The organism is Cobetia sp. QF-1, from assembly GCF_002213105.1.
Taxonomy (GTDB): Bacteria; Pseudomonadota; Gammaproteobacteria; order Pseudomonadales; family Halomonadaceae; genus Cobetia; species Cobetia crustatorum.
Genome location: NZ_NBVS01000004.1, coordinates 319,642 through 338,774 on the forward strand (window position 1 = coordinate 319,642; position 19,133 = coordinate 338,774).

Annotated in this window: 18 protein-coding genes; 2 read left to right on the top strand and 16 right to left on the bottom strand. The window is 56.4% G+C overall.

Features of this window, described 5'->3' with window-relative positions:
* Window positions 1–116: 116 nt before the first annotated feature.
* The 11 genes from iolD to CFN46_RS09890 all read right to left on the bottom strand — a co-directional run bounded on the left by iolD (window position 117) and on the right by CFN46_RS09890 (window position 13,378).
* Complete coding sequence (iolD, locus tag CFN46_RS09840; protein ID WP_088743402.1) at window positions 117–1,967, bottom strand: 3D-(3,5/4)-trihydroxycyclohexane-1,2-dione acylhydrolase (decyclizing); 1,851 nt, start codon at window positions 1,965–1,967, stop codon at window positions 117–119.
* Between the two features lie 352 nt (window positions 1,968–2,319).
* Entirely contained in the window at window positions 2,320–3,084 is a 765-nt protein-coding gene (locus tag CFN46_RS09845; protein WP_088743403.1) for an SDR family NAD(P)-dependent oxidoreductase, read from the bottom strand.
* A 55-nt stretch (window positions 3,085–3,139) separates the two neighbouring features.
* Window positions 3,140–3,922: an HpcH/HpaI aldolase/citrate lyase family protein gene (locus tag CFN46_RS09850; RefSeq protein ID WP_088743404.1), complete on the bottom strand. Its 783-nt coding sequence runs from the start codon at window positions 3,920–3,922 to the stop codon at window positions 3,140–3,142.
* A gap of 48 nt (window positions 3,923–3,970) precedes the next feature.
* On the bottom strand, window positions 3,971–4,927 hold the full coding sequence (locus tag CFN46_RS09855; protein WP_176426450.1) for an SMP-30/gluconolactonase/LRE family protein: 957 nt from the start codon (window positions 4,925–4,927) through the stop codon (window positions 3,971–3,973).
* Window positions 4,928–5,034: 107 nt separating this feature from the next.
* Complete coding sequence (gene araD, locus CFN46_RS09860; RefSeq protein ID WP_217897809.1) at window positions 5,035–6,762, bottom strand: L-arabinonate dehydratase; 1,728 nt, start codon at window positions 6,760–6,762, stop codon at window positions 5,035–5,037.
* Window positions 6,763–6,885: 123 nt separating this feature from the next.
* Window positions 6,886–8,130, bottom strand: coding sequence for a Gfo/Idh/MocA family protein (locus tag CFN46_RS09865; RefSeq protein WP_088743406.1), 1,245 nt, complete (start codon window positions 8,128–8,130; stop codon window positions 6,886–6,888).
* Window positions 8,131–8,623: 493 nt separating this feature from the next.
* On the bottom strand, window positions 8,624–9,652 hold the full coding sequence (locus CFN46_RS09870) for a LacI family DNA-binding transcriptional regulator (RefSeq protein WP_088743407.1): 1,029 nt from the start codon (window positions 9,650–9,652) through the stop codon (window positions 8,624–8,626).
* 596 nt (window positions 9,653–10,248) lie between these two features.
* Window positions 10,249–10,581 carry a hypothetical protein gene (locus tag CFN46_RS09875; RefSeq protein ID WP_088743408.1) on the bottom strand — a complete coding sequence of 111 codons (333 nt, stop codon included), beginning with the start codon at window positions 10,579–10,581 and terminating at the stop codon, window positions 10,249–10,251.
* Between the two features lie 72 nt (window positions 10,582–10,653).
* Window positions 10,654–10,995: a hypothetical protein gene (locus CFN46_RS09880; RefSeq protein WP_088743409.1), complete on the bottom strand. Its 342-nt coding sequence runs from the start codon at window positions 10,993–10,995 to the stop codon at window positions 10,654–10,656.
* A gap of 528 nt (window positions 10,996–11,523) precedes the next feature.
* The gene (locus CFN46_RS09885; protein ID WP_088743410.1) at window positions 11,524–12,330 is read right to left on the bottom strand and encodes an SDR family NAD(P)-dependent oxidoreductase; all 807 of its coding nucleotides are present in this window, start codon (window positions 12,328–12,330) and stop codon (window positions 11,524–11,526) included.
* A gap of 61 nt (window positions 12,331–12,391) precedes the next feature.
* The gene (locus CFN46_RS09890) at window positions 12,392–13,378 is read right to left on the bottom strand and encodes a zinc-dependent alcohol dehydrogenase family protein (RefSeq protein ID WP_024950850.1); all 987 of its coding nucleotides are present in this window, start codon (window positions 13,376–13,378) and stop codon (window positions 12,392–12,394) included.
* 136 nt (window positions 13,379–13,514) lie between these two features.
* Here CFN46_RS09890 and CFN46_RS09895 point away from each other — a divergent pair, with 136 nt between their 5' ends.
* A complete protein-coding gene (locus CFN46_RS09895; RefSeq protein ID WP_024950851.1) occupies window positions 13,515–14,408 on the top strand; it encodes a LysR family transcriptional regulator in 894 nt (297 codons plus the stop codon).
* A gap of 383 nt (window positions 14,409–14,791) precedes the next feature.
* Here CFN46_RS09895 and CFN46_RS09900 read toward each other — a convergent pair whose 3' ends face one another.
* From CFN46_RS09900 to CFN46_RS09910, 3 genes are all read right to left on the bottom strand, one after another.
* Window positions 14,792–15,139: a hypothetical protein gene (locus tag CFN46_RS09900; RefSeq protein WP_024950852.1), complete on the bottom strand. Its 348-nt coding sequence runs from the start codon at window positions 15,137–15,139 to the stop codon at window positions 14,792–14,794.
* A 72-nt stretch (window positions 15,140–15,211) separates the two neighbouring features.
* Window positions 15,212–15,562 carry a hypothetical protein gene (locus tag CFN46_RS09905; protein WP_024950853.1) on the bottom strand — a complete coding sequence of 117 codons (351 nt, stop codon included), beginning with the start codon at window positions 15,560–15,562 and terminating at the stop codon, window positions 15,212–15,214.
* Window positions 15,563–15,634: 72 nt separating this feature from the next.
* On the bottom strand, window positions 15,635–15,979 hold the full coding sequence (locus CFN46_RS09910; RefSeq protein WP_024950854.1) for a hypothetical protein: 345 nt from the start codon (window positions 15,977–15,979) through the stop codon (window positions 15,635–15,637).
* Between the two features lie 827 nt (window positions 15,980–16,806).
* Between CFN46_RS09910 and CFN46_RS09915 the strand changes: the two genes are divergently transcribed.
* Window positions 16,807–17,529 carry a hypothetical protein gene (locus tag CFN46_RS09915; RefSeq protein WP_088743411.1) on the top strand — a complete coding sequence of 241 codons (723 nt, stop codon included), beginning with the start codon at window positions 16,807–16,809 and terminating at the stop codon, window positions 17,527–17,529.
* Window positions 17,530–17,700: 171 nt separating this feature from the next.
* On the opposite strand, the gene CFN46_RS09920 is transcribed toward CFN46_RS09915, so the two are convergent.
* On the bottom strand, window positions 17,701–18,795 hold the full coding sequence (locus CFN46_RS09920) for an ADP-ribosylglycohydrolase family protein (protein WP_217897810.1): 1,095 nt from the start codon (window positions 18,793–18,795) through the stop codon (window positions 17,701–17,703).
* A gap of 136 nt (window positions 18,796–18,931) precedes the next feature.
* Window positions 18,932–19,069 (bottom strand): hypothetical protein, encoded by a 138-nt coding sequence (locus CFN46_RS17570; RefSeq protein ID WP_176426451.1) that lies wholly within the window; start codon window positions 19,067–19,069, stop codon window positions 18,932–18,934.
* Window positions 19,070–19,133 lie beyond the last annotated feature (64 nt).

Genomic DNA, 19,133 nt, shown 5'->3' on the forward strand with positions numbered 1-19,133 from the left:
CTCCTGGCAAATGCATGGGTGCTGATAATTGGCGTTGTCATTGCAGAGGTGTTCATGAGGCCCGTTGCTGCGTGCGCCCGACCTCACGACTCACGCAGAATCAAAGTCCAGCAGAATCAAAGCCCGCGGCGCTGATGGACACGGCCGGCATTCATGGCGGCCACCTGCGCTTCATCCACGTCCTCGCGGACGACTTCCGGCAGCCCCACATCCCACCAGCAGTCACAGGAAGACCACTTGGTGGAATCGATATCCACCACGATGACGTAGGTGCGTGGGCTCTCCTTGGCGCGCTGGTAAGCGGCCCGGAAATCACTGATGTCACTCAGGTGCTCACCGTAGGCACCTTGCGACTGGGCATGCTGGAGGAAGTCGACGCGTACCAGCTCGTCGGCCTGGCTACGACAATCGGCCAGCATGTTGTTGAAGGAGGGGTTGCCGCTGTTGTTCTGCAGCTTGTTGATGACCGCAAACCCGGCGTTGTCACAGACGACAACGATCATCTTGTGGCCAGTCAGTACCGAGCTGTAGATATCGGAATTCATCATCATGTAGGAGCCGTCGCCGACCAGGACCACGACCTCGTTGTCGGGGTTGGCGATCTTGGCACCCCAGCCACCGGCCACTTCATAGCCCATGCAGGAGAAGCCGAACTCGATGTCGAACTTGCCGAGCTGCTTGCTCTGCCAGTTCATGTTCAGCTCTGCCGGCAGGCCACCGGCGGCCGTCAGCACGGTATCACCGGGCTCCTGAACCGCATTGACGCTGGCAATGACCTGGGCGTAGGACGACATCTGCCCCGCGACGATCTCCCCGCGGTTGGCGCACAGGGATTTCCACTCGGCGACTTCAGCCTGACCCTTTTCCAGCCAGCGCTGATCGGCCTGCCATTCACCCAACCCTGAATCAAGACGCGCCAGCGTGTGGCGAGCATCGCCGATGACCGCCATGGCGCGATGCTTGATGGCATCCATATGCGCCACGTTGACGGATACGATCTTCACCGCCGGATTGCGAAATACCGACCAGGATCCGGTGGTGAAGTCCTGCAGACGTGTGCCGATGGCCACCAGCACATCACATTCCGCTGCCATGGCATTGGCGGAATTCGAGCCAGTCACGCCGATGGGGCCCATATTGCAGGGGTGAGATTGCAGCAGGGAAGAACGCCCTGCGATGGTCTCGACCACCGGGATATTGCGACGCTGAGCAAACTCCGCCAGCAACTGATTGGCTTCGGAATAATGCACACCACCGCCAGCGATGATCAGTGGCTTCTCGGCCTTTTCCAGCAGAGAAATAGCCGCTTCAATCGAGCGTGTGTCAGCTTCCGGGCGACGAATATGGTGAATGCATTCTTCGAAGAGCGCCTCTGGATAGTCATAAGCCACGCCCTGGATATCCTGAGGCAATGAAATCATGACCGGGCCGCAATTGGCGGGATCCGTCAGAGTCGCGATCGCGGTCGGCAAGGATTGCATGAGCTGTGCGGGGTGAGTGATGCGATCCCAAAAACGAGTGACGGGCTTGAAGGCATCATTGACGCTCAGGCTGGGCTGATGGGCATGCTCGACCTGTTGCAGCACCGGGTCCGGCAGACGCGAGACATGCGCATCGCCGGCAAACATCAGCAACGGCAGTCGGTTGGTATGCGCGATACCCGCCGCCGTGATCATGTTGGTGGCACCCGGCCCGATGGAGGTGCTCGCGATCCCGATCCGCTGACGCTTGTTGGCCTTGGCGTAGGCAACGGCGGCAACCGCCATGGATTGCTCATTCTGGCCGCGCCAGATCGGGATGGTGTCCTGGATGTTGTGAAGCTGTTGCCCCAGGCACGTCACATTGCCGTGACCGAAGATGGCAAACCCGCAACCGAACAAGGTCTCGACCTTACCGTCGATGTCGATCTTCTGCGCCGCCAGATATCTGGCGATGGCTTCGGAGACGGTCAATTTTATCGTTTTCATTCCTCTCTCCCGACGAGCATATGGCGTTGTTTTATTGTGTGCATTCAGGTCGAAAAATCGGCACCTGAAGCTCAGTGATCATGACGCAGGCAAATGATGGTCAGCGCTGAATTCTTCACCGTTTGAAAAGACACTAGCAGTGCTTGAAAACGTTTTCACCCAAATTTCAAAAAAAAGGCCCCGCCTTGGATCAAAGTTCAATAAGGTCATTCATGCATGATTGAAGTGGCCTATCCGACAGGCAGAAAAGACACGTTTCACCTATCGAGAGGCGTATCAGCAACGTCGCCTTGTCCCGGCCCTCTTCCCCACGATACAGCCCATACAGACCCGTCCCTCTAGACCCGTCCATCTAGACCAGCCCACCATCCACGATATAGGTTTGGGCGGTGATCATCCGGCTATCGTCCGCGGCCAGGAACAGCACCATCCGTGCGACATCCTCCGGCTGCACACGTTGATGCAGACTCTGATTTTCCAGCACCTGGCGCTCAAGCTCCGGGTCCCACCACAAGGCTTTCTGGCGCTCGGTGATGACCCATCCCGGCAAGACCGTATTGACGCGAATTCCGGCGTCTCCCATGTCACGCGACAGCGTCCGCGTCAGGCCGATGGTAGCGGCCTTGGCGCTCGAGTAGCCCGTGATATCACGCGAACGCCGCAAGAAACTGGGAGAGCTGAAGTTGATGATCGACCCACCGCCCGCTGCCTGCATGCCAGCAAACACCGCCTGGCTTGCGAAGACCACATGACGCAGATTGGTGGCCTGCAGGTTGTCCCATGTCTCGACATCCAACTCCGACAAAGGCACACGCGTATCCCGAGCCGCATTGTTGATCAGTACTTCAATCGTCCCGAACTCATCAGCGGCGGCACAGATCACAGCACGAAGCTGTGTAATATCGGTCACGTCACAATGCTGATAGCGTACCTTCCCACCTGTGCCTGAGAGCTGCTCCGCCAGCGCTTCGCCTGCCGCATCATCGATATCGACGAAGCTCACACAGGCCTGTTGCTTGCAGAAATGCTCGACCAGCGTGGCGCCAATCCCACTCGCGCCCCCACTGATGAAGACATGTCGCCCCTCAAGACTCGGATAACGTGCAAATTGACTCATGTTGCCTCTCCTCTCCTATCGCGGGTTCGTGACTTGCAGGTAACGCACGCCTCGATCAATACCCTTCGCGGTGATCCGTCTCGCGCTCCATGGCACTCAACAACTCGCGGGCCCCTGCCATCAGCAGACGAGTATCTGACCCGACGGTGACGAGGTCACAGCCACGTGCCAGCATTCGCTTCGCATGCGCTGCCCCCCCATTGTGGATACCGACGATCTTGTCATGCAGACGAGCCCGCTCGATGAGCTGACCGATCAAGGTATCCATCGGGCCATCTCCGTGATCGAACCCCGGAGCATGGCCATGAGAGAGCGCCAGATCCGCGGGACCGATATAGAGGCCATCCAGCCCCTCGACAGCGAGAATTTCCTCGAGGTTCGCCACGCCTTCGCGGGTCTCGATCATGCCCAGCACCAGCATCTCGTCATTGGCATGCTTCGCATAATCCGCACCGCCATACAGCATGGCGCGATGAGGGCCGAAGCTGCGCATCCCCAGCGGGGGATAGCGGCAGGCAGCCACCAGTGCCCGGGCGTCTTCCGCGTTGTTGATCAAGGGAGCAATCACTCCATAGGCACCGGCATCCAGCACCTTCATGATCAAACCGGATTCCAGGCTCGGCACTCGCACCAGCGGAACGGTGTCAGTGGTGGAGATGGCCGTCAGCATCGGCAGCAGATCGCTGTAATCGATCACCCCGTGCTGCAGGTCGATGGTCAGGCTGTCCCAGCCCTGATGGGCCATGATTTCTGCCGAAAAGGCACACGGCATGGAGAGCCAGCCATTCACGACGCCCTCCTTTTGGGCAATGCGTTGCTTGAGGCGATTGAGGCGCATGGGGTCTCCCTCTGGAGTTCATCAATGGTGGAAGTCACAAGGGACAGGTCACTCGTGAGGCTCACGAATCGTGACCAGGGAGGGTGAGCGTTCCCCACTCGGCATGGCGGGTGATGCTGGAGAGCGAGAGGCAAAGGCGGCGACGGGGACGCCCGGCACTTCGACCTCCAGCGCGAAGACGCTGCCGGACAACGGGGCCGCGGCCAGCGCCTCAGGGCTCATGCCCTTGCGCAAGGTGGTCACGTAAAGCGTTGTCATGTCGGCCCCGCCGAAGCATGGCATGGTCGGGCCGGGACATGGCAGGCAGACCTGGCGCGCCAGACGTCCCTCGGCATCCCAATAATTGAGCACTCCGCCAAAGACGCCTGCACTCCAGTAGCCTCCCGCCATATCCATCGCTCCGCCATCGGGGCGGCCGTGCAGTGCAGGCTGGGTCTCGGCGAATACATGCGGTGTGCCCATGACACCACTTTCCGGGCAGTAGTCCGCGACATGGATGGTGTCGCGTCGCGTATCCGCAAAAAGCATGCGCCGTCCATCAGCGCTCCAGGCCAGGCCATTGGCGACGATGAGACCTGACTGCAGCCGTTGGGTCTGTCCAGTGGGAGCGACATCATAAAAATGCCCCAGCGGCCGTGAACGACTCGCCTCATCCATGGTGCCGATCACGAAGTGTCCATTCGGCGCGACCTTGCCGTCATTGAAGCGCGTGCCAGCCAACGGCTCTCCGGGTGGGCAGGCCAGGAACTCCAGTGCACCAGACGCGAAATCGAGCAGATGGATTCCCGAGCGCATGGCAACGATCAGACGCCCATCGGCACAGCGCCCGAAGGCACCCAAGGTCTCTGGCAGCACGCGACGCTCTCGCTTGCCATCACTCAGGCAGTAGCGCTCGATCGCCGGGGCATAAAGGTCTGCCCAGAACAGGCTGTTGCCACTGGCATCCCAGACCGGGGATTCGCCCAGTTCCGCCCGGGCCTCTATCAGCAGTTCGATTTCCGCCATTTCCTGGACTCCCGTCGACGATGGCCATGGCACCTGCGTGCGCGCACGCCTCCCATACCTCTGCTCCGATACCCTCGACCTCATCTCCCTGCTTCACGCAGCGACGCTCAATAGATATCGGGTTCAGGGGTACTGCCAGGCGCGCCATTGGCAAAGTCGAAGTCACAGCCCTCGTCCGCCTGGGTGACATGTGCCTTGTAGAGAGAGGCATAACCGTGAGGGTGCCGATCCCTGGGCGGCTGCCAATCCGCCAGTCGACGCTGGATCTCCTCCTCGTCGACCATCAGGTCCAGCCGACGATTGGGGACATCGACCGCGATGATGTCACCGGTCTGAACGATGGCCAGCGGCCCGCCGACGGCGGCTTCCGGCGCCACATGCAGAATGCAGCTCCCATAGCTGGTACCGCTCATGCGCGAGTCGGAGATCCGCAGCATGTCGCGTACGCCCTGCTTCAGGAGCTTGGCGGGAATCGGCATCATGCCCCACTCCGGCATGCCAGGGCCGCCTACCGGCCCACCATTCTTGAGCACGATGATGCTGTCAGCCGTCACCGGAAGATCTTCATCATCGATACGTGCCTTGAGGTCGGCGATGTTCTCGAACACATAGGCAGGCCCTTGATGGACATGCAGGCGAGGGTCCGCCGCGGTCGGCTTGATGATGGCGCCCTTCGGCGCCAGGCTGCCGGTCAGCACGGCAGTCCCGCCCGAGGCATTGACCGGACTGTCCAGCGGGAGAATGACTTCCGGGCGCCAGACCTTGGCACCCTCGATGTTGTCGCCCAGGGTACGGCCGGTCACGGTCATGGCGGAGAGCTTCAGCTCACTGCCGATGTTCGTCATCAAGGCCGGAAGCCCTCCGGCATAGAAGAAGTCTTCCATCAGATATTCGCCGGAAGGCTTGAGGTTCAGCACCAGCGGCACACGACGCGATATCTCATTGAAGCGCTCCATGGGCAGAGAGAAACCAAGACGGCGCGCCATGGCGACAATGTGAATGATGGCATTGGTAGAGCCCCCGATCGCCATGTCCACCGCGATCGCATTGTCGAATGACGCCTCACTCATCACATCGGTGGGCTTGAGATCTTCCCAGACCATCTCCACCGCACGCTTGCCGCTGGCGTAGCACATACGGTTATGGTTCGCGTCCACCGCAGGAATGCTTGAGGCCCCCGGCAGGCTCATGCCCAGCGACTCACCGATCGACATCAGCGTGGCTGCCGTACCCATGGTCATGCAGGTGCCCGGTGAACGTGCGATACCGTTCTCGATCTCGCTCCAATCGTTATCAGAGACATTGCCGATACGACGCTCGTCCCAGTACTTCCAGACATCCGTGCCGCTACCCAATACCTGGCCACGATAGTTGCCACGCAGCATGGCACCGGCAGGTACATAGATAGTGGGCAAGTTCATCGAAATGGCCCCCATCAGCACGCCCGGTGTGGTCTTGTCACAGCCACCCATCACCACTGCCCCGTCGACGGGATAGCTGCGCAGCAATTCCTCGACTTCCATGGCCAGCATGTTGCGATACATCATGGCGCTGGGTTTCATCAGCTGTTCGCCGAGTGACATGGCAGGCAGTTCTACCGGAAAGCCACCTGCTGCGGTTATGCCGCGCTTGATATCCTTGACGCGTTCCGGAAAATGGGAATGACAGGTATTGAGATCATTCCAGGTATTGATGATGGCGATGACCGGCTTGCCGACAAACTCCTCTCCCCAATACCCCATCTGCTTGACGCGTGACCGGTGGCCGAACGAGCGTAGGTCATCTTGCTTGAACCAGCGATTGCTGCGCAGTTCGTCGACGGGTTTCTTGTGCATCATGGCCTCCATGGGCGAGGAGAATTGAACGGGATGTCGATCTATCTCACGGCGCAATAGATATACTGCCAAGAGATGATTCGGGATCAATCAATAGACGATGACCGAGGTGGCATCAGGAAATCAGCGCCGATCCATCCTGACCCACTCCCCGTTATGCTGACTCGAGGACAGTGCTGCGGCAGCAAACTCTACCCCACGTACACCACTGGCCAGATCTGGATACCACTGCGCCAACGGATGCGGTGTCATCCCACGCTTTCGCGCACTGATATCCTCGAACAGATCTCGGTACAGCGAGGAGAAGGCTTCGCGATATCCTTCCGGATGACCGAAGGCCACGCGGGAAATGCGGGTGGATGCCTCATGCAATCCCTCAGCCCCCTTGGAGAGCAGGACTGGAGCGCCTTCAAGACGTCGATGCAACAGCTGATTGGGTGTTTCCTGATGCCATTCGAGGCCCCCAAGGCTGCCGAAGATCCGGAAGGTCAGGCCATGCTCTGCACCCGCTGCCGCCTGGGTGATCCACATCATTCCTCGCGCACCATTGGCGTAGCGCATCATCAGATTGGCGTTGTCATGCGCCTCACGCCCCGGCACGCAAGCAACCACATCAGCACTCAGCTCTCGTGTTTCAAGACCCGAAACGAACTCGAGCATATGGAAGGCATGGGTCGCGATATCATTGAGAATCATCGACTCCCCCGCGATGGCCGGGTCCATGTGCCAATCATGCCCCGCACGTTCAGCCTCTGTCAGACTAGCCAGATGCCCCTGCACGTAATCGCACTGCAGCTGGCGAATCTCGCCCAGTTCACCGTTCTCGATCATGGCTCGCGCCTGGCGCACCATCGGGTAGCCCGTGTAGCCATAGGCCAGACAGAAACAGCGTCTGACCTGTGCTGCCAGTGACTCAAGCTCATGCGCCTGCTCGACGCTATTGACCAGCGGCTTCTCGCAGATCACGTGAAAACCAAGCTCGAGTGCCAGCCTGGCCAGTGCAAAATGGCTGTCGTTGGGCGTCAGGATGGCGATGACTTCGGCGCCATCATCGCGGGCTGCTTCCTCGCGCAACAGTGTCTCGCCGTCGGTATACCCGCGGGAGACATTGAGCTGTTCTGCCTGGGCAAGCGCCCGAGCCGGATGCGAAGACAGCGCTGCCGCAACCAATCGGTACTGGCCATCCATCTGAGCCGCCGCACGATGCACCTGACCAATGAACGACTGCACACCACCACCGATCATGCCCAGCCGCAGGACGGGTTGAGACAGCCCATCGTCATTGGATCGAGAAGCACCGCTTTCGACAGTGTCGTTGGCCAGAGGCGTGCTTGGATCGATTGAGGCTGAGACTGAACGGTAGATCATGCGGCGTACCTGCCTTGGTTGCTGAGTCGGTGTTCTACTCGGTGAGGCGCGCTCCTGTGGCGCCGTGCTCGAGAGAAAGACTAGCGTAGCGCCACTCGCTTTGAAAACAATTTCAATCCGATTTAGACCAAGGGACGAGAAGAGGAAATCCGGCGCAACCGAGGTGGCACTCTCATGCATCAAGACCCACGTCCCAAGCTTGAAACCTCAGGAAAGTCATGGCCATGACGAGACAGGAAACGACAGAAAAACACCTGGCAGGTCAACGGCTGACATGAGGTGTGACACAGCACGCTTCAGCATGCTGCCGGATGGGCGACATGCCATGAAACATAACCCTCTGAACGGATGTCATCGGGGATAGCGGCAATGGCAGAGCAAAGAGATGGTTGAGGAGGCATTTGAGGATATGCCGGAATTCGGAGAGTCATGACGAGGAGAATGACTCCGATAATGACAGGCACCTGGCAGGAAAATTCTGCCATGGTCTTTGTCAGTCAACGCTCTCGGTGGAGCCACGCTGAATGATATGGCACGGCATGATGACACGAGTGGGGGGCAAGACACCGCGCTTGATGCGGGCGAAAAGCAATGACACCGTCGTGTCGACCATTTCACTGAATGGCTGGCAGATGGTCGTCAGGTCGTAGGACTTGCTCGACGCAAACCGGATATCGTCGACACCCACGATACCGACTTCTTGCGGGATTCTATGAGAAAACTCATGACGAATGGCATCCATGCCACCACAGGCCATGATGTCATCGAAATAGAAGATACCGTCGGGAATGATGTTTACATCGGTAAGCAGATCACAGGTGGCTTCATAACCGGCATCATAACTGTGACGATGACCTTCTCCCACCCCATAGGAGCGTAATTCACGCCGTTCAAGCTGCTCAATGAAGCCACGCTTTCTATCCAGCGTTGCCTGCTCCTTGGTGGAGGCACCCACGTAGGCAAGGCGACGATAACCATGATCGATAAGATGATCAGCTGCCATTCGACCGATTTCGACATCGTCACAGGTCACCACAGAAGCTCCTGAATCCTCACCGTCGCGGCCAAAGATGGCGACCGGCGTATTCTGCTGGGCACAGGCCTCGACCAGTTCCGGCGGCAAGGAGGCCGACGTGACGATCAATGCATCAACGTGATACTCCATCACCAATGACACGGCCTCCGAGATACTTTTCTCGGTATTCACATTGATCAGTAACGTATGGCAATTGTGTCGTTGGATGGCGGCGGAAAATTCACTGAGAATGGCCAGATACACGGGATTTTCAAAGTTGGTCACGAGGATCCCGATCAGGCTTGATTGCGACTTGATGCCGCGTGCCAGACGATTGGGCTTGTAACCCAAACGCTCCGCCACCGCCAGAATACGACTGCGCATTTCGGGAGAGCTGCTGCCTTCAGGATTCATGGCACGTGATACCGCTGCAATCGAGACATTGGCCTCTTTGGCCACATCCGTGATCGTGACGCGCTTTGAAGATGATGGGTCCTGCTTGCTCATGCTCTCTCCCTGCCCCGTGTCGATATCGCGTCCAAAAGGAATACCAAAATACATGGATTGCGCATCATTGCCCGATGCCCACGCCACGATAATGAAGGAAATCTTCCAAGGGAATAGCGGCTGTCAGCCAAATAGGCTGGTATTAGAACGCTCGTTTATCTTAACGCGCCAGAGAATGAGAATGAATATGAATGTCGATTTCTCTCACGCGCACAGGTCATGTAGGGGCAACAGGTGAATCATCGCTCTGCGTCAATCCGCTTCAAGACGCCAAGGGTTACACGCATCGTTGTCACCGAGAGCATGCGGGCCGACGGAACTGACACCCACAAGAAAGCCCGCCAGGGGGCGGGCTGCGAATGCCTGAACAAGACATTCAGGACAGGTAAAGCATTTGAGCAAGAGGTCTGTTGACCAGCCAGAATGCTTGCTCAAGTGCTTTAGCAACATTCTAGCGCGATGCCTGCCAACTGACCGCCCAAAGGTTCAACGACGGCCAGCATTTCATCAGGTACTACTCGTGTTTCATCAATCAATGGCATATCAACACCCTGCTATTTTTCATGCTGACGTATCACATCGTTGCAGCACGGGATTTAAACGCGCTCATTGATCGATTGCTCTACGCGAGTCGCGGCGACGCTTTTGCCAGCATCATTCTGGTATTCAGAATGCTGTGAGACGACGCTACGATTCTGACCTTCAATTTCTGCACTGATGGATTGTTGCAGACGGCCCGCGGCAACGCTCATACCGGTATCTGCAAACGTCTCCTGGGAAACGCCAGCCTGCTGTGCGACGCCCTCATTCAAGGACTGGCTGAGAGACTGTTGCACGCGCTGTGCTGCAGGGCTGTCGTCGGCGGCCAACGCCGCGGTACTGAAGGCTGTAAGTGCTGCAACGGCAAAGAGTGTCTTGATGGTTTTCATGTTAATTCACCTCAATCGTATCGATGTGTTATCGCGGACAAGTCATTCAATTCAGCGAGACGCTACCCGTCATCAGACGGTGGCATCGCTCAGAGCATTCTGGACACGGGTGGCAGACACGCTCTTGCCGGCATCATTCAGGAGTTCCTGCTGCTGTGAAGCGACGGTGCGACTCTGGCCCTGCAGCTCGGCGCTGATGGACTGCTGGAGACGGCCTGCAGCAACGCTCATGCCAGTGTCAGCGAAAGTTGCCTGTACCGTGGGAGTCTGCTGGAAAGATCCTTGGCTCAACGGCTGGCTAAGCGACTGCTGAATGCGCAATGCAGCAGCGCTATCATCAGCGGCAAAGGTGGCAGTGCTGACGGTAGCCAAGGCAACGGTTGCGATCAGTGTCTTGAGGTTCAGAGTTTTCATGGTGTGATTCCTGTGCTGTCCCGGGCATTGATGCCCTTGTTTTGATGAGGCTGTGTTGTCTGCCTCGTGAGGTGTGTCGCCCCAGAAATAATATCTTTGAATAATTCTTGTATTATTTCTGTACAACTAAACAGGCGCAGTCATGCTGTTATCACGCTGCCAATCGGAGAATGATGCCAGCCGATCACTACTGCCTGTTCATGTCCCTGACCATCCAACCTTCAAGGTCGGACTCATACGGTCTATCTGATGCAATCTTTCTACTGCCAGAGCCACTGAGTATCGCGTGGTGCATCTCTGTCGTTCTTGATGATTAATACGCTGACTGCCACCTCTTGGATGCGGATGAGGCGAAAGATTTTGAAATAAATCTTGTGGGCACCGCTGCATCACGAGTGTTCGTCCAGGAAAGTCTCATGCCAGAAAGCCCGAGAGACAGGTGTCTTTCGGGCTTTCTGATGACAGGCAATGACGAGAAACACTGACGAGAAGAGATCGGCAATTTCAAAGAGGTGGCATCTTGCTGTATCACGCACTCTCCCGAGGAAAGCGCTCCATCACGGCCACCACTTCATGGCAGCGTTCATCATCAAGGGCATGGGCATGAGGCGAGGCGAAACGACCAGAATCGTTGTCGAAGTACTCACCATTGGCCTTGGCAAACTCATCATCCAATGCAACACGTAGCAAGATGTCAGCGCCGATATTGATGTCCTTGCCAGGCACACCAAACCCTTCCTTGACCATCTTGCTGGCCAGAAGAGACCCTGGATTGACAGCAATCAGCAGTGGACTCTGCGCATCACGTTTCCGAGCCAGATGACGTGTCCACATGATCAGCGCCAGCTTGCTTTGAGCGTAAGCGGAGAAATCATCACTCAGGTGAGTCTCGCCGGCCAACGCCTCCATATCCACGGGCGCCTGTGCTGCCGAGGCCAGATTGATCACGCGCCCTTCCCCCGTCATCAATGGCATCAACAGCTGGGTTAGCCGGTAAGGCGCTAGCGTATTGACGGCAAAGCGCATGTCCCAGCCCTGCGAAGTGACCGTCTCGGGAACTCGATAGACGCCGGCATTGTTGATCAGTACATCCAGTCGGGGATACTCAGCTAGCAGATTTCTCGCCAGTGACTCGATTGACGCCATGTCAGACAGATCGGCCACATGCCCAGAGACGCGCGCTGCCCTTGCCAGCTTGGCAAGCTCAGCAACCACCTCGTCTACCTTCACCTGGTTACGACCGTGAATCAGCACCCGATGGCCACGCGCCAACAACGCCTTGGCAGTCGCCAGACCGATTCCATCAGTGGAACCTGTCACGAGAATGGTTTTCATGCTGCTCTCTCCTGTTTACATCGCGCAGCTTGAGCAGTGCTCAGTACACCGCTCAAGCTGATCATATCTCGACGACGATCTTGCCCGTCGCCTTGCCACTACCGAGGCGAGCGTGAGCTTGGCCTACCTCTTCCAGACGATAGGTCGGCTCATCGATAATCGGCTTCAGTTCACCGGCATCCGCAATACGCGCCATGTCAGCCAGAATCTCGTGGTGATCCTGACGGCGGAAGTCATGCAGCATCGGGATCAGCATGAACACCACGTGCAGAGACAACCCCTTGAAGTGCGCGACGGAGAGATCTATTTCCATGAAGGAGACAGTCGTCGCGACATGGCCATTGAGCGCAGCTGCCTCGAAGGAGGTCGGCAGGTTGGCGCCGCCAACAGAGTCGAATACGATGTCGAAACCAAGGCCGTCAGTATGCTTGGCGACATAGTCAGCCACCTTCTCATACCGATAGTTGATGGCGCTGGCACCCAAGCTTTCTATCAGGGCCTCATGTTCACCCCGCCCTACGGTAGAGGCAACGTGAGCTCCAAAATGACGCGCCAACTGAATGGCAACATGTCCCACACCACCCGCACCGCCGTGCACCAGTACCTTCTGACCAGCCTGAATGCCAGCACGCTTGAGGCCTTCGTAAGCCGTGATGCCGACCATCGGCAGAGCGGCGGCTTCCACCATGCTCAGCGTCTTGGGCTTGTGCGCAATCAGACGCGCATCCGCCGCAATATATTCGGTGAGAGTACCCGGCAGATCCGCCAAGCCGCCAGCACATCCGTAAACTTCATCACCAACAGCGTAACCTTCGACACCTTCTCCTATAGCCTCGACCGTGCCGGCGAAATCCATGCCCAGTAGCGCTGGAAGAGCCGGAGACAACGGCAGTTCCGGACCCATCTCGCGAATCATGGTGTCGACAGTGTTGATACTGGTCGCTGCGATGCGCACCAATACCTGTCCAGATGCCGCCTGCGGCTTGGCAATCTCGGCGACTTCGAATACCTCAGACCCACCAAATGACTTGACCAGCATCGCTTTCATGATTCGCTCTCCTTCATGGATGATGACGTCATGATAATTGGCATCAACATGCATGATAAATGACAATGAAGAACAATCAGTTTATAGATTCTGTTGATAATCTGTGGCAAACAATGGCATCTACCAGGAGAGCGAGATGCATCTTGAACACCTGAAACTGTTTGTACGCCTGGCGGCCGTCAATAGCATCAGCGAAGCGGGTGAACATCTTGGGCTGTCACCCGCCGTCGCCAGCGCGCACCTACGCAAGCTGGAAGACAACCTGGGAGTCCGCCTACTCCACCGCACCACTCGCCATGTCGCATTGAGCGAGGAAGGTCGTGCCTTTCTCCCGCATGCCGAGGAGGTACTCGCCAGCGCCGATGCGGCGCTGGCCTCTGTGGGTGTCGGTAATGACAACCCACGTGGGACACTGCGTATCACGGCATCGGCTTCCTTCGGTCGCATGCACCTGGTGCCTGGACTTGCCGGTTTTCTCGAGCGTTACCCGGAGCTTGAACTGGACCTGCGTCTGACCGATACCATCGTAGACCTAGTGGAGGGCGGCTTTGATATCGCGATTCGTAACTCCGCGCTCAAGGACTCCACACTTATCGCCCGCCGACTTGCCACCGACAAGCGCATCGTCTGCGCCTCGCCCACCTACCTGAAGCGTCATGGCATGCCAATGCAGCCAAGTGAGCTCCATCATCATGAGTGCCTGACATTGATAGGCATGGATCAATGGAGTTTTCATTGTGGCGACGCCATCGAACAGATCCGCGTCAAGGGGCGCATTCGTACCGACAATGGTGAAGCCGTACGCGATTCCTGTGTCGCTGGGCTTGGTATCACCCTGTCGTCCACCTGGAGCGTCTATCGTCATCTCGGGCGTGGAGAGCTGGTGGAAGTGCTGTCTGAAACACCTCTCGTCAATGAGACAGAGATCTGGGCGGTCTACCCCAGTTCGCGGCAGCTAGCACCCAAGGTGCGTGCTTTTCTGGACTACTTCTCAGAGTACTTCGGGAATCCGCCCTATTGGGACCGATGAGCCTCCCACCCAGCAAGCCACTCTCACGACAAACACCCACAAAAAAGCCCACCAGTGGTGGGCAAAGAATGTCGGGACAGGACATTCAGGACAGGAAAGCGTTTGAGAAAGGATTCTGCTACATCTGTCAGACACACCCACCTACGATGAGGCTTGTCCAAAACACTTGCTCAAGCGTTCTTCTTTCCTACTGTTGGCGTTCTGGGGCTCTGACCGTCACGACGTATCACACTTGGTCACGACGGTCAGTAAGTACCACTAGCAACTGACAGGGGTAAGGCGATGGCATATAAGCATCCTTTACTGTCTTGCTGTCTTTGCAGGGCTAGCTTTACGAGGCCAATCGCAGAAGGCCCGACTTCAGCCTCACACGATCACCATCTTCAAGCGCTTTCGTGCAATGCATGCTCGACACGTGTCGCGGAGACACTCTTGCCAGCATCGTTGGCGTAGTCCACGGAATCAGTCGCCAATGCGCGAGTATTGCCCTGGATACCACTATTGCTGATGGACTGCTGAACACGTCCTGCAGCAACACTCATTCCAGTATCAATGGCGCTTGTGTGATGTACGGCTGCCTGATGAGTCACCGGCTGAGCCTGACCCATGATGACGCTGTCACTGAGGGCAGCACGTACACGGGCATCAGCAGCACTGTCACTGGCATTGGCAACGCCAGTGGCTGCAACGGACAAGGCAGCGATGGCGAATAGGGTATTGATGGTTCTCATGATCGTTCTCCTCATTAAACCTAGGTAATGACTTTGGATTGATGATTCAGATCCTGGCGTGATGGCCAATGATCAGACGCTGCTGTCGCTCAAGGCATTCTGCACACGCGTGGCGGAGACGCTTTTACCTGCATCGTTCACGAAACCCTGACTATCGCTAGCTACTGCACGAGACTCGCCCTGAATACGCTCAGCGCTGATGGACTGCTGAACGCGACCGGCAGCAGCGCTCATGCCAGTGTCAGCGAAGCTGGCCTGACGCAGCGCAGACGACTGAGTCGCAGGCTGAGCCTGACCGACAATGACATTGTCACTGAGAGCAGCGCGTACACGGGCATCTGCAGCACTGTCGCTGGCAGAGGCAACACCAGTGGCTGCAACAGATAGAGCGGCAACGGCGAATAGAGTATTGATGGCTTTCATGGTCATTCTCCTCGGTAAATTCAGATAATCAGTTCAAGTTCAGAAACTAGATCGGGACGTGATAGCCCGCTATCAGACGCTGCTATCGCTCAGGGCATGCTGAACACGAGTGGCAGCGACGCTCTTGCCGGCGTCATTGGCAACATCATTGCTGTGCAGATGGATAGAGCGATCATAACCACGGGTCAGATAGTCATTGGAGGCGTACTGAAAGCGACCAGCAGCGGTACTCATACCTGTCTCGGCGAAGGTTGCCTGGCCTGTCGGTGCCTGCTGCGCATTGCCTTCAATGACCTGCTGATTGACGGAATGCTGCACTCGCTGTGCCGCAGGGCTGTCATCAGCGGCCAGAGCGGCGGTGCTGGCAGTGGCAAGAGCGATAGTGGCGATCAGTGTCTTGAGGTTCAGAGTTTTCATGATGTGTTTCCTGTTCTGTCCTGGGCGTTTTCGCCCTGTTGTGATGAGATCAATTCTGTTGACCTCGCTAACTTATTACCATGCTAACGTTTAACGTGCTTCCTAACTAGCCATCTCACTGGCAGCTCACTGTTTCCATAAAAGAAACAACGAGCGAGCTATCGTGAACCAATTCAAAAATCATTCAAAATAGCTCGTGAATCAGAAAATCAATTCTAGAATCATTTCTGGATAACTTTTGTACAACTAATATGGCCTAGTTAACCCTTTATCCTGCAACCGCTTGGCAGTAGAAACTTCCGCTAGCCCAGCATCCTCAATTTCAACTTTGGTCGCATCGAAAGGAAGTCTTTCAAGTGAAGTCCAATCACCCGACCCTCCATCCAGCCTTACTGTTGCGCATATTTACTACTACGCTGAGAAAAGCAGTCTGGATGCAATCTCATGATGTGAACCGTAGAAAAACTTGACAGTATGCTTTGACGACAGGGACATACTGCTTCCACCCCAAGCTTTGCGTCTTCTGCAATCTGGAATACGCACATTGTGGACGAATGGATGCAGCGAACATATACCTTAGTCGGAACAGCATTGATTCCACTATGGCATCAAAAAATGCCAAGTCTGACGACATGAGCAACGGCCGATACGGTCTCATCATAAGAAAGTCTTCATTATCAGTCTCTTGCGAGCAATTGCGCCGTGGATGGAGATACAGTATGTGCCAGTGACATAGGCACTCCCTCTATGGGCACGGCACAAAAAAGCGCGGAGCAATCTGTTGGATTGCCCCGCGCTCGCCATTTCCATGTCCTTCTTGCTATCCAATGCTGCTTCTTTTTCGTTTCACAGCTCTTTCCATCTTCAGTGTTAGCGTGGCCGAGATGACGGTGCTCGGCACGTTGTTATTAATCGGCCATTCACTGCCAGTAGAAGGCGTTGTCGCCAAGCGAGCCGGCGTCCCCTGGTGGATTACGCTATCTCTGCGCGTAGCCGGTGCATTGGTGCTCGCTGCAATCATCCATCAGGTTTACAGCGTATTCGGCTGGGGACAAGAGATGGCGACGATCAGTTGGCGTCCCGAAGCGGCCTCTGATCAGTGGCAGGTCTGGATGTTGGCACAAGGCAAGACACTGCTGGTAATTCTCGCTGTAATTACCGCACTGATGTTACTGCTCGAACTGATCAAGCGACTGGGGCTGGAAGGCGTATTGCATTGGTTGCTGGCGCCATTGCTCACGACATTGGGCATCGGGCGGGCCGCAACCAATGTGACCGTCATCGGCGCAACCCTGGGGCTCAGCTATGGCGCGGGGCTGCTGATACGTGATCTGGATAGAGGCGTCATGAGTATTCGCGATAGCTTTTTAGTGCCGTGCTTTCTCGGGCTCTGCCACAGCGTCATCGAAGACACGCTATTGATCCTTTTATTAGACGCCGACCTGTGGGCCATCCTCGGCGCGCGCCTGATATTCGCGGTTGGCGTGATTGCCTTGCTGGCAAGAACTCCCTTCATTCAGCACCTTGAGCAGACAAAAACGAGCCACTGAACACTCGATAACTGAAACCACTCCCTTTCGTGAGCGATGCGTTCGCACTCCATTGTCTTACTAACGCCGCTGCCATTTATCACCCAGGTCGGTATTACCTGGCAGGGGCTTTATGGCCTGCAAAAAGCAACAGTGCTCACAGTACTGAATCACATTCAGTACTTGATGACGCTAGTAGCCCGGATACTTCTCCCATGCCCATGCTTCATCCTTGCCACCGCCATCGGTATAGATTTCCCAACGTTGGCAGTCATGCAAGTCATCCGCCATCTCACTGATGACCTCACGTAGCTCCAGCGACGTGTGCCAACTTGCAGGGATCACCTCCTCGCCTAGCATCGCTCCCAACAAGTTGCCGGTGATGGCGCCAGTGGAGTCCGAATCGCCGTCGTGATTGATGGCCATCTCAATGGCATCTCTGAAATTGGCGCATTTCATGGCGCAGTAAACCGAGATGGCTAGCGCCTCCTCGGCGATCCAGCCTTGCCCCAAACGGGCAATCGCATCATTGGGAGCAATGCCTTCTTCAAGCAATACAGTCGCCAGCTCAAGCGCCGTTAACGTCTCTTCATGCCGTGGGTGGCGCTTGAGTATCTGACATGCCTGACCCAGTGCCTCGGAAAGTGATTCACCCACCACCAGTAATTGAATCATCACTGCCAACACACCACCGGCCAGCTGACCAGTCGCATGACCATGCGTTAGCGCAGAGACATCTACTCCCAACTCGAAGCACATCTCGAAGGAGGCTCTACTGACATGGGCGAACAATCCGACGGGGGCGACACGCATGACACCGCCGCAGCCCTTGCTGTCGTTACGGGCTTGATCACCATATGCGCGCATCTGCTTCAGTGCAGATAGACATGTCATGCCAGGTGCCCGACGTGAATGAAGGGCTTGCTGCTTTATCAACCAACCACTGGTTAGCCAATCTTGCTCAGTATCCTGCTGAGTCAGCTCTCCCTGGGTATAAAGCCAGCGTTCATAGGCACTGCTCACCAATCTACTTTGTGTCGAGACTCCTCTTAGACAGCCTCTTACATGGCTGCGCAGCAAACCTTCCGCAGTGAAAAGCGTCATCTGAGTATCATCGGTAATACACCCTATCCCACCATAGGCTGGCGCATACTCACTGACACCCGTGGGCCCGAAGCGAGAGAGAATTTCATTTCGCGACATGAACTCCACCGGTGCACCCAGCGCGTCACCGACGGCGCCTCCTAACAAACAACCTCGAAACTGAGATTTCATATCCAGTGTCATGCAAGGCTCCCGGAGTAACTCTCAAGCGGCGATCCGCAAAGGACACAGTCAAAGACCTGCATTCAGTCCTGTCAGTTTTACGCTATCAGTTAATTCGCATTTTATGAAAAACCCACCGATGGGTTGGTGCGCATAATCAGGCATCACTGGATGACATGGCTAAGTGGAAGTTCAGTATCAATGGCGTGGTTTTCTCGGGAATTTCTTCCGCCAGCACTACCTGCGCCACCATCAGCATGCTGTTCTGGTGGGAGTATTTCTCGTTTCGCCGCATAGCAAACCTCGGAGTGCTCGTGCTCTCGGGGAATTATTGCCGTTTATGCAATAACCAATTGCAC

Excerpts from the sequence above, each read along its gene's own strand:
- CFN46_RS09915 (WP_088743411.1), top strand. The coding sequence starts at position 16,807 with ATGCTGCTTCTTTTTCGTTTCACAGCTCTTTCCATCTTCAGTGTTAGC.
- CFN46_RS09900 (WP_024950852.1), bottom strand. The coding sequence starts at position 15,139 with ATGAGAACCATCAATACCCTATTCGCCATCGCTGCCTTGTCCGTTGCA.
- CFN46_RS09850 (WP_088743404.1), bottom strand. The coding sequence starts at position 3,922 with ATGCGCCTCAATCGCCTCAAGCAACGCATTGCCCAAAAGGAGGGCGTC.
- CFN46_RS09845 (WP_088743403.1), bottom strand. The coding sequence starts at position 3,084 with ATGAGTCAATTTGCACGTTATCCGAGTCTTGAGGGGCGACATGTCTTC.
- CFN46_RS09875 (WP_088743408.1), bottom strand. The coding sequence starts at position 10,581 with ATGAAAACCATCAAGACACTCTTTGCCGTTGCAGCACTTACAGCCTTC.
- CFN46_RS09890 (WP_024950850.1), bottom strand. The coding sequence starts at position 13,378 with ATGAAAGCGATGCTGGTCAAGTCATTTGGTGGGTCTGAGGTATTCGAA.
- CFN46_RS17570 (WP_176426451.1), bottom strand. The coding sequence starts at position 19,069 with ATGCGGCGAAACGAGAAATACTCCCACCAGAACAGCATGCTGATGGTG.
- CFN46_RS09865 (WP_088743406.1), bottom strand. The coding sequence starts at position 8,130 with ATGATCTACCGTTCAGTCTCAGCCTCAATCGATCCAAGCACGCCTCTG.
- araD (WP_217897809.1), bottom strand. The coding sequence starts at position 6,762 with ATGCACAAGAAACCCGTCGACGAACTGCGCAGCAATCGCTGGTTCAAG.
- CFN46_RS09910 (WP_024950854.1), bottom strand. The coding sequence starts at position 15,979 with ATGAAAACTCTGAACCTCAAGACACTGATCGCCACTATCGCTCTTGCC.
- CFN46_RS09905 (WP_024950853.1), bottom strand. The coding sequence starts at position 15,562 with ATGAAAGCCATCAATACTCTATTCGCCGTTGCCGCTCTATCTGTTGCA.
- CFN46_RS09855 (WP_176426450.1), bottom strand. The coding sequence starts at position 4,927 with ATGGCGGAAATCGAACTGCTGATAGAGGCCCGGGCGGAACTGGGCGAA.
- CFN46_RS09920 (WP_217897810.1), bottom strand. The coding sequence starts at position 18,795 with ATGACACTGGATATGAAATCTCAGTTTCGAGGTTGTTTGTTAGGAGGC.
- CFN46_RS09895 (WP_024950851.1), top strand. The coding sequence starts at position 13,515 with ATGCATCTTGAACACCTGAAACTGTTTGTACGCCTGGCGGCCGTCAAT.
- CFN46_RS09880 (WP_088743409.1), bottom strand. The coding sequence starts at position 10,995 with ATGAAAACTCTGAACCTCAAGACACTGATCGCAACCGTTGCCTTGGCT.
- CFN46_RS09870 (WP_088743407.1), bottom strand. The coding sequence starts at position 9,652 with ATGAGCAAGCAGGACCCATCATCTTCAAAGCGCGTCACGATCACGGAT.
- iolD (WP_088743402.1), bottom strand. The coding sequence starts at position 1,967 with ATGAAAACGATAAAATTGACCGTCTCCGAAGCCATCGCCAGATATCTG.
- CFN46_RS09885 (WP_088743410.1), bottom strand. The coding sequence starts at position 12,330 with ATGAAAACCATTCTCGTGACAGGTTCCACTGATGGAATCGGTCTGGCG.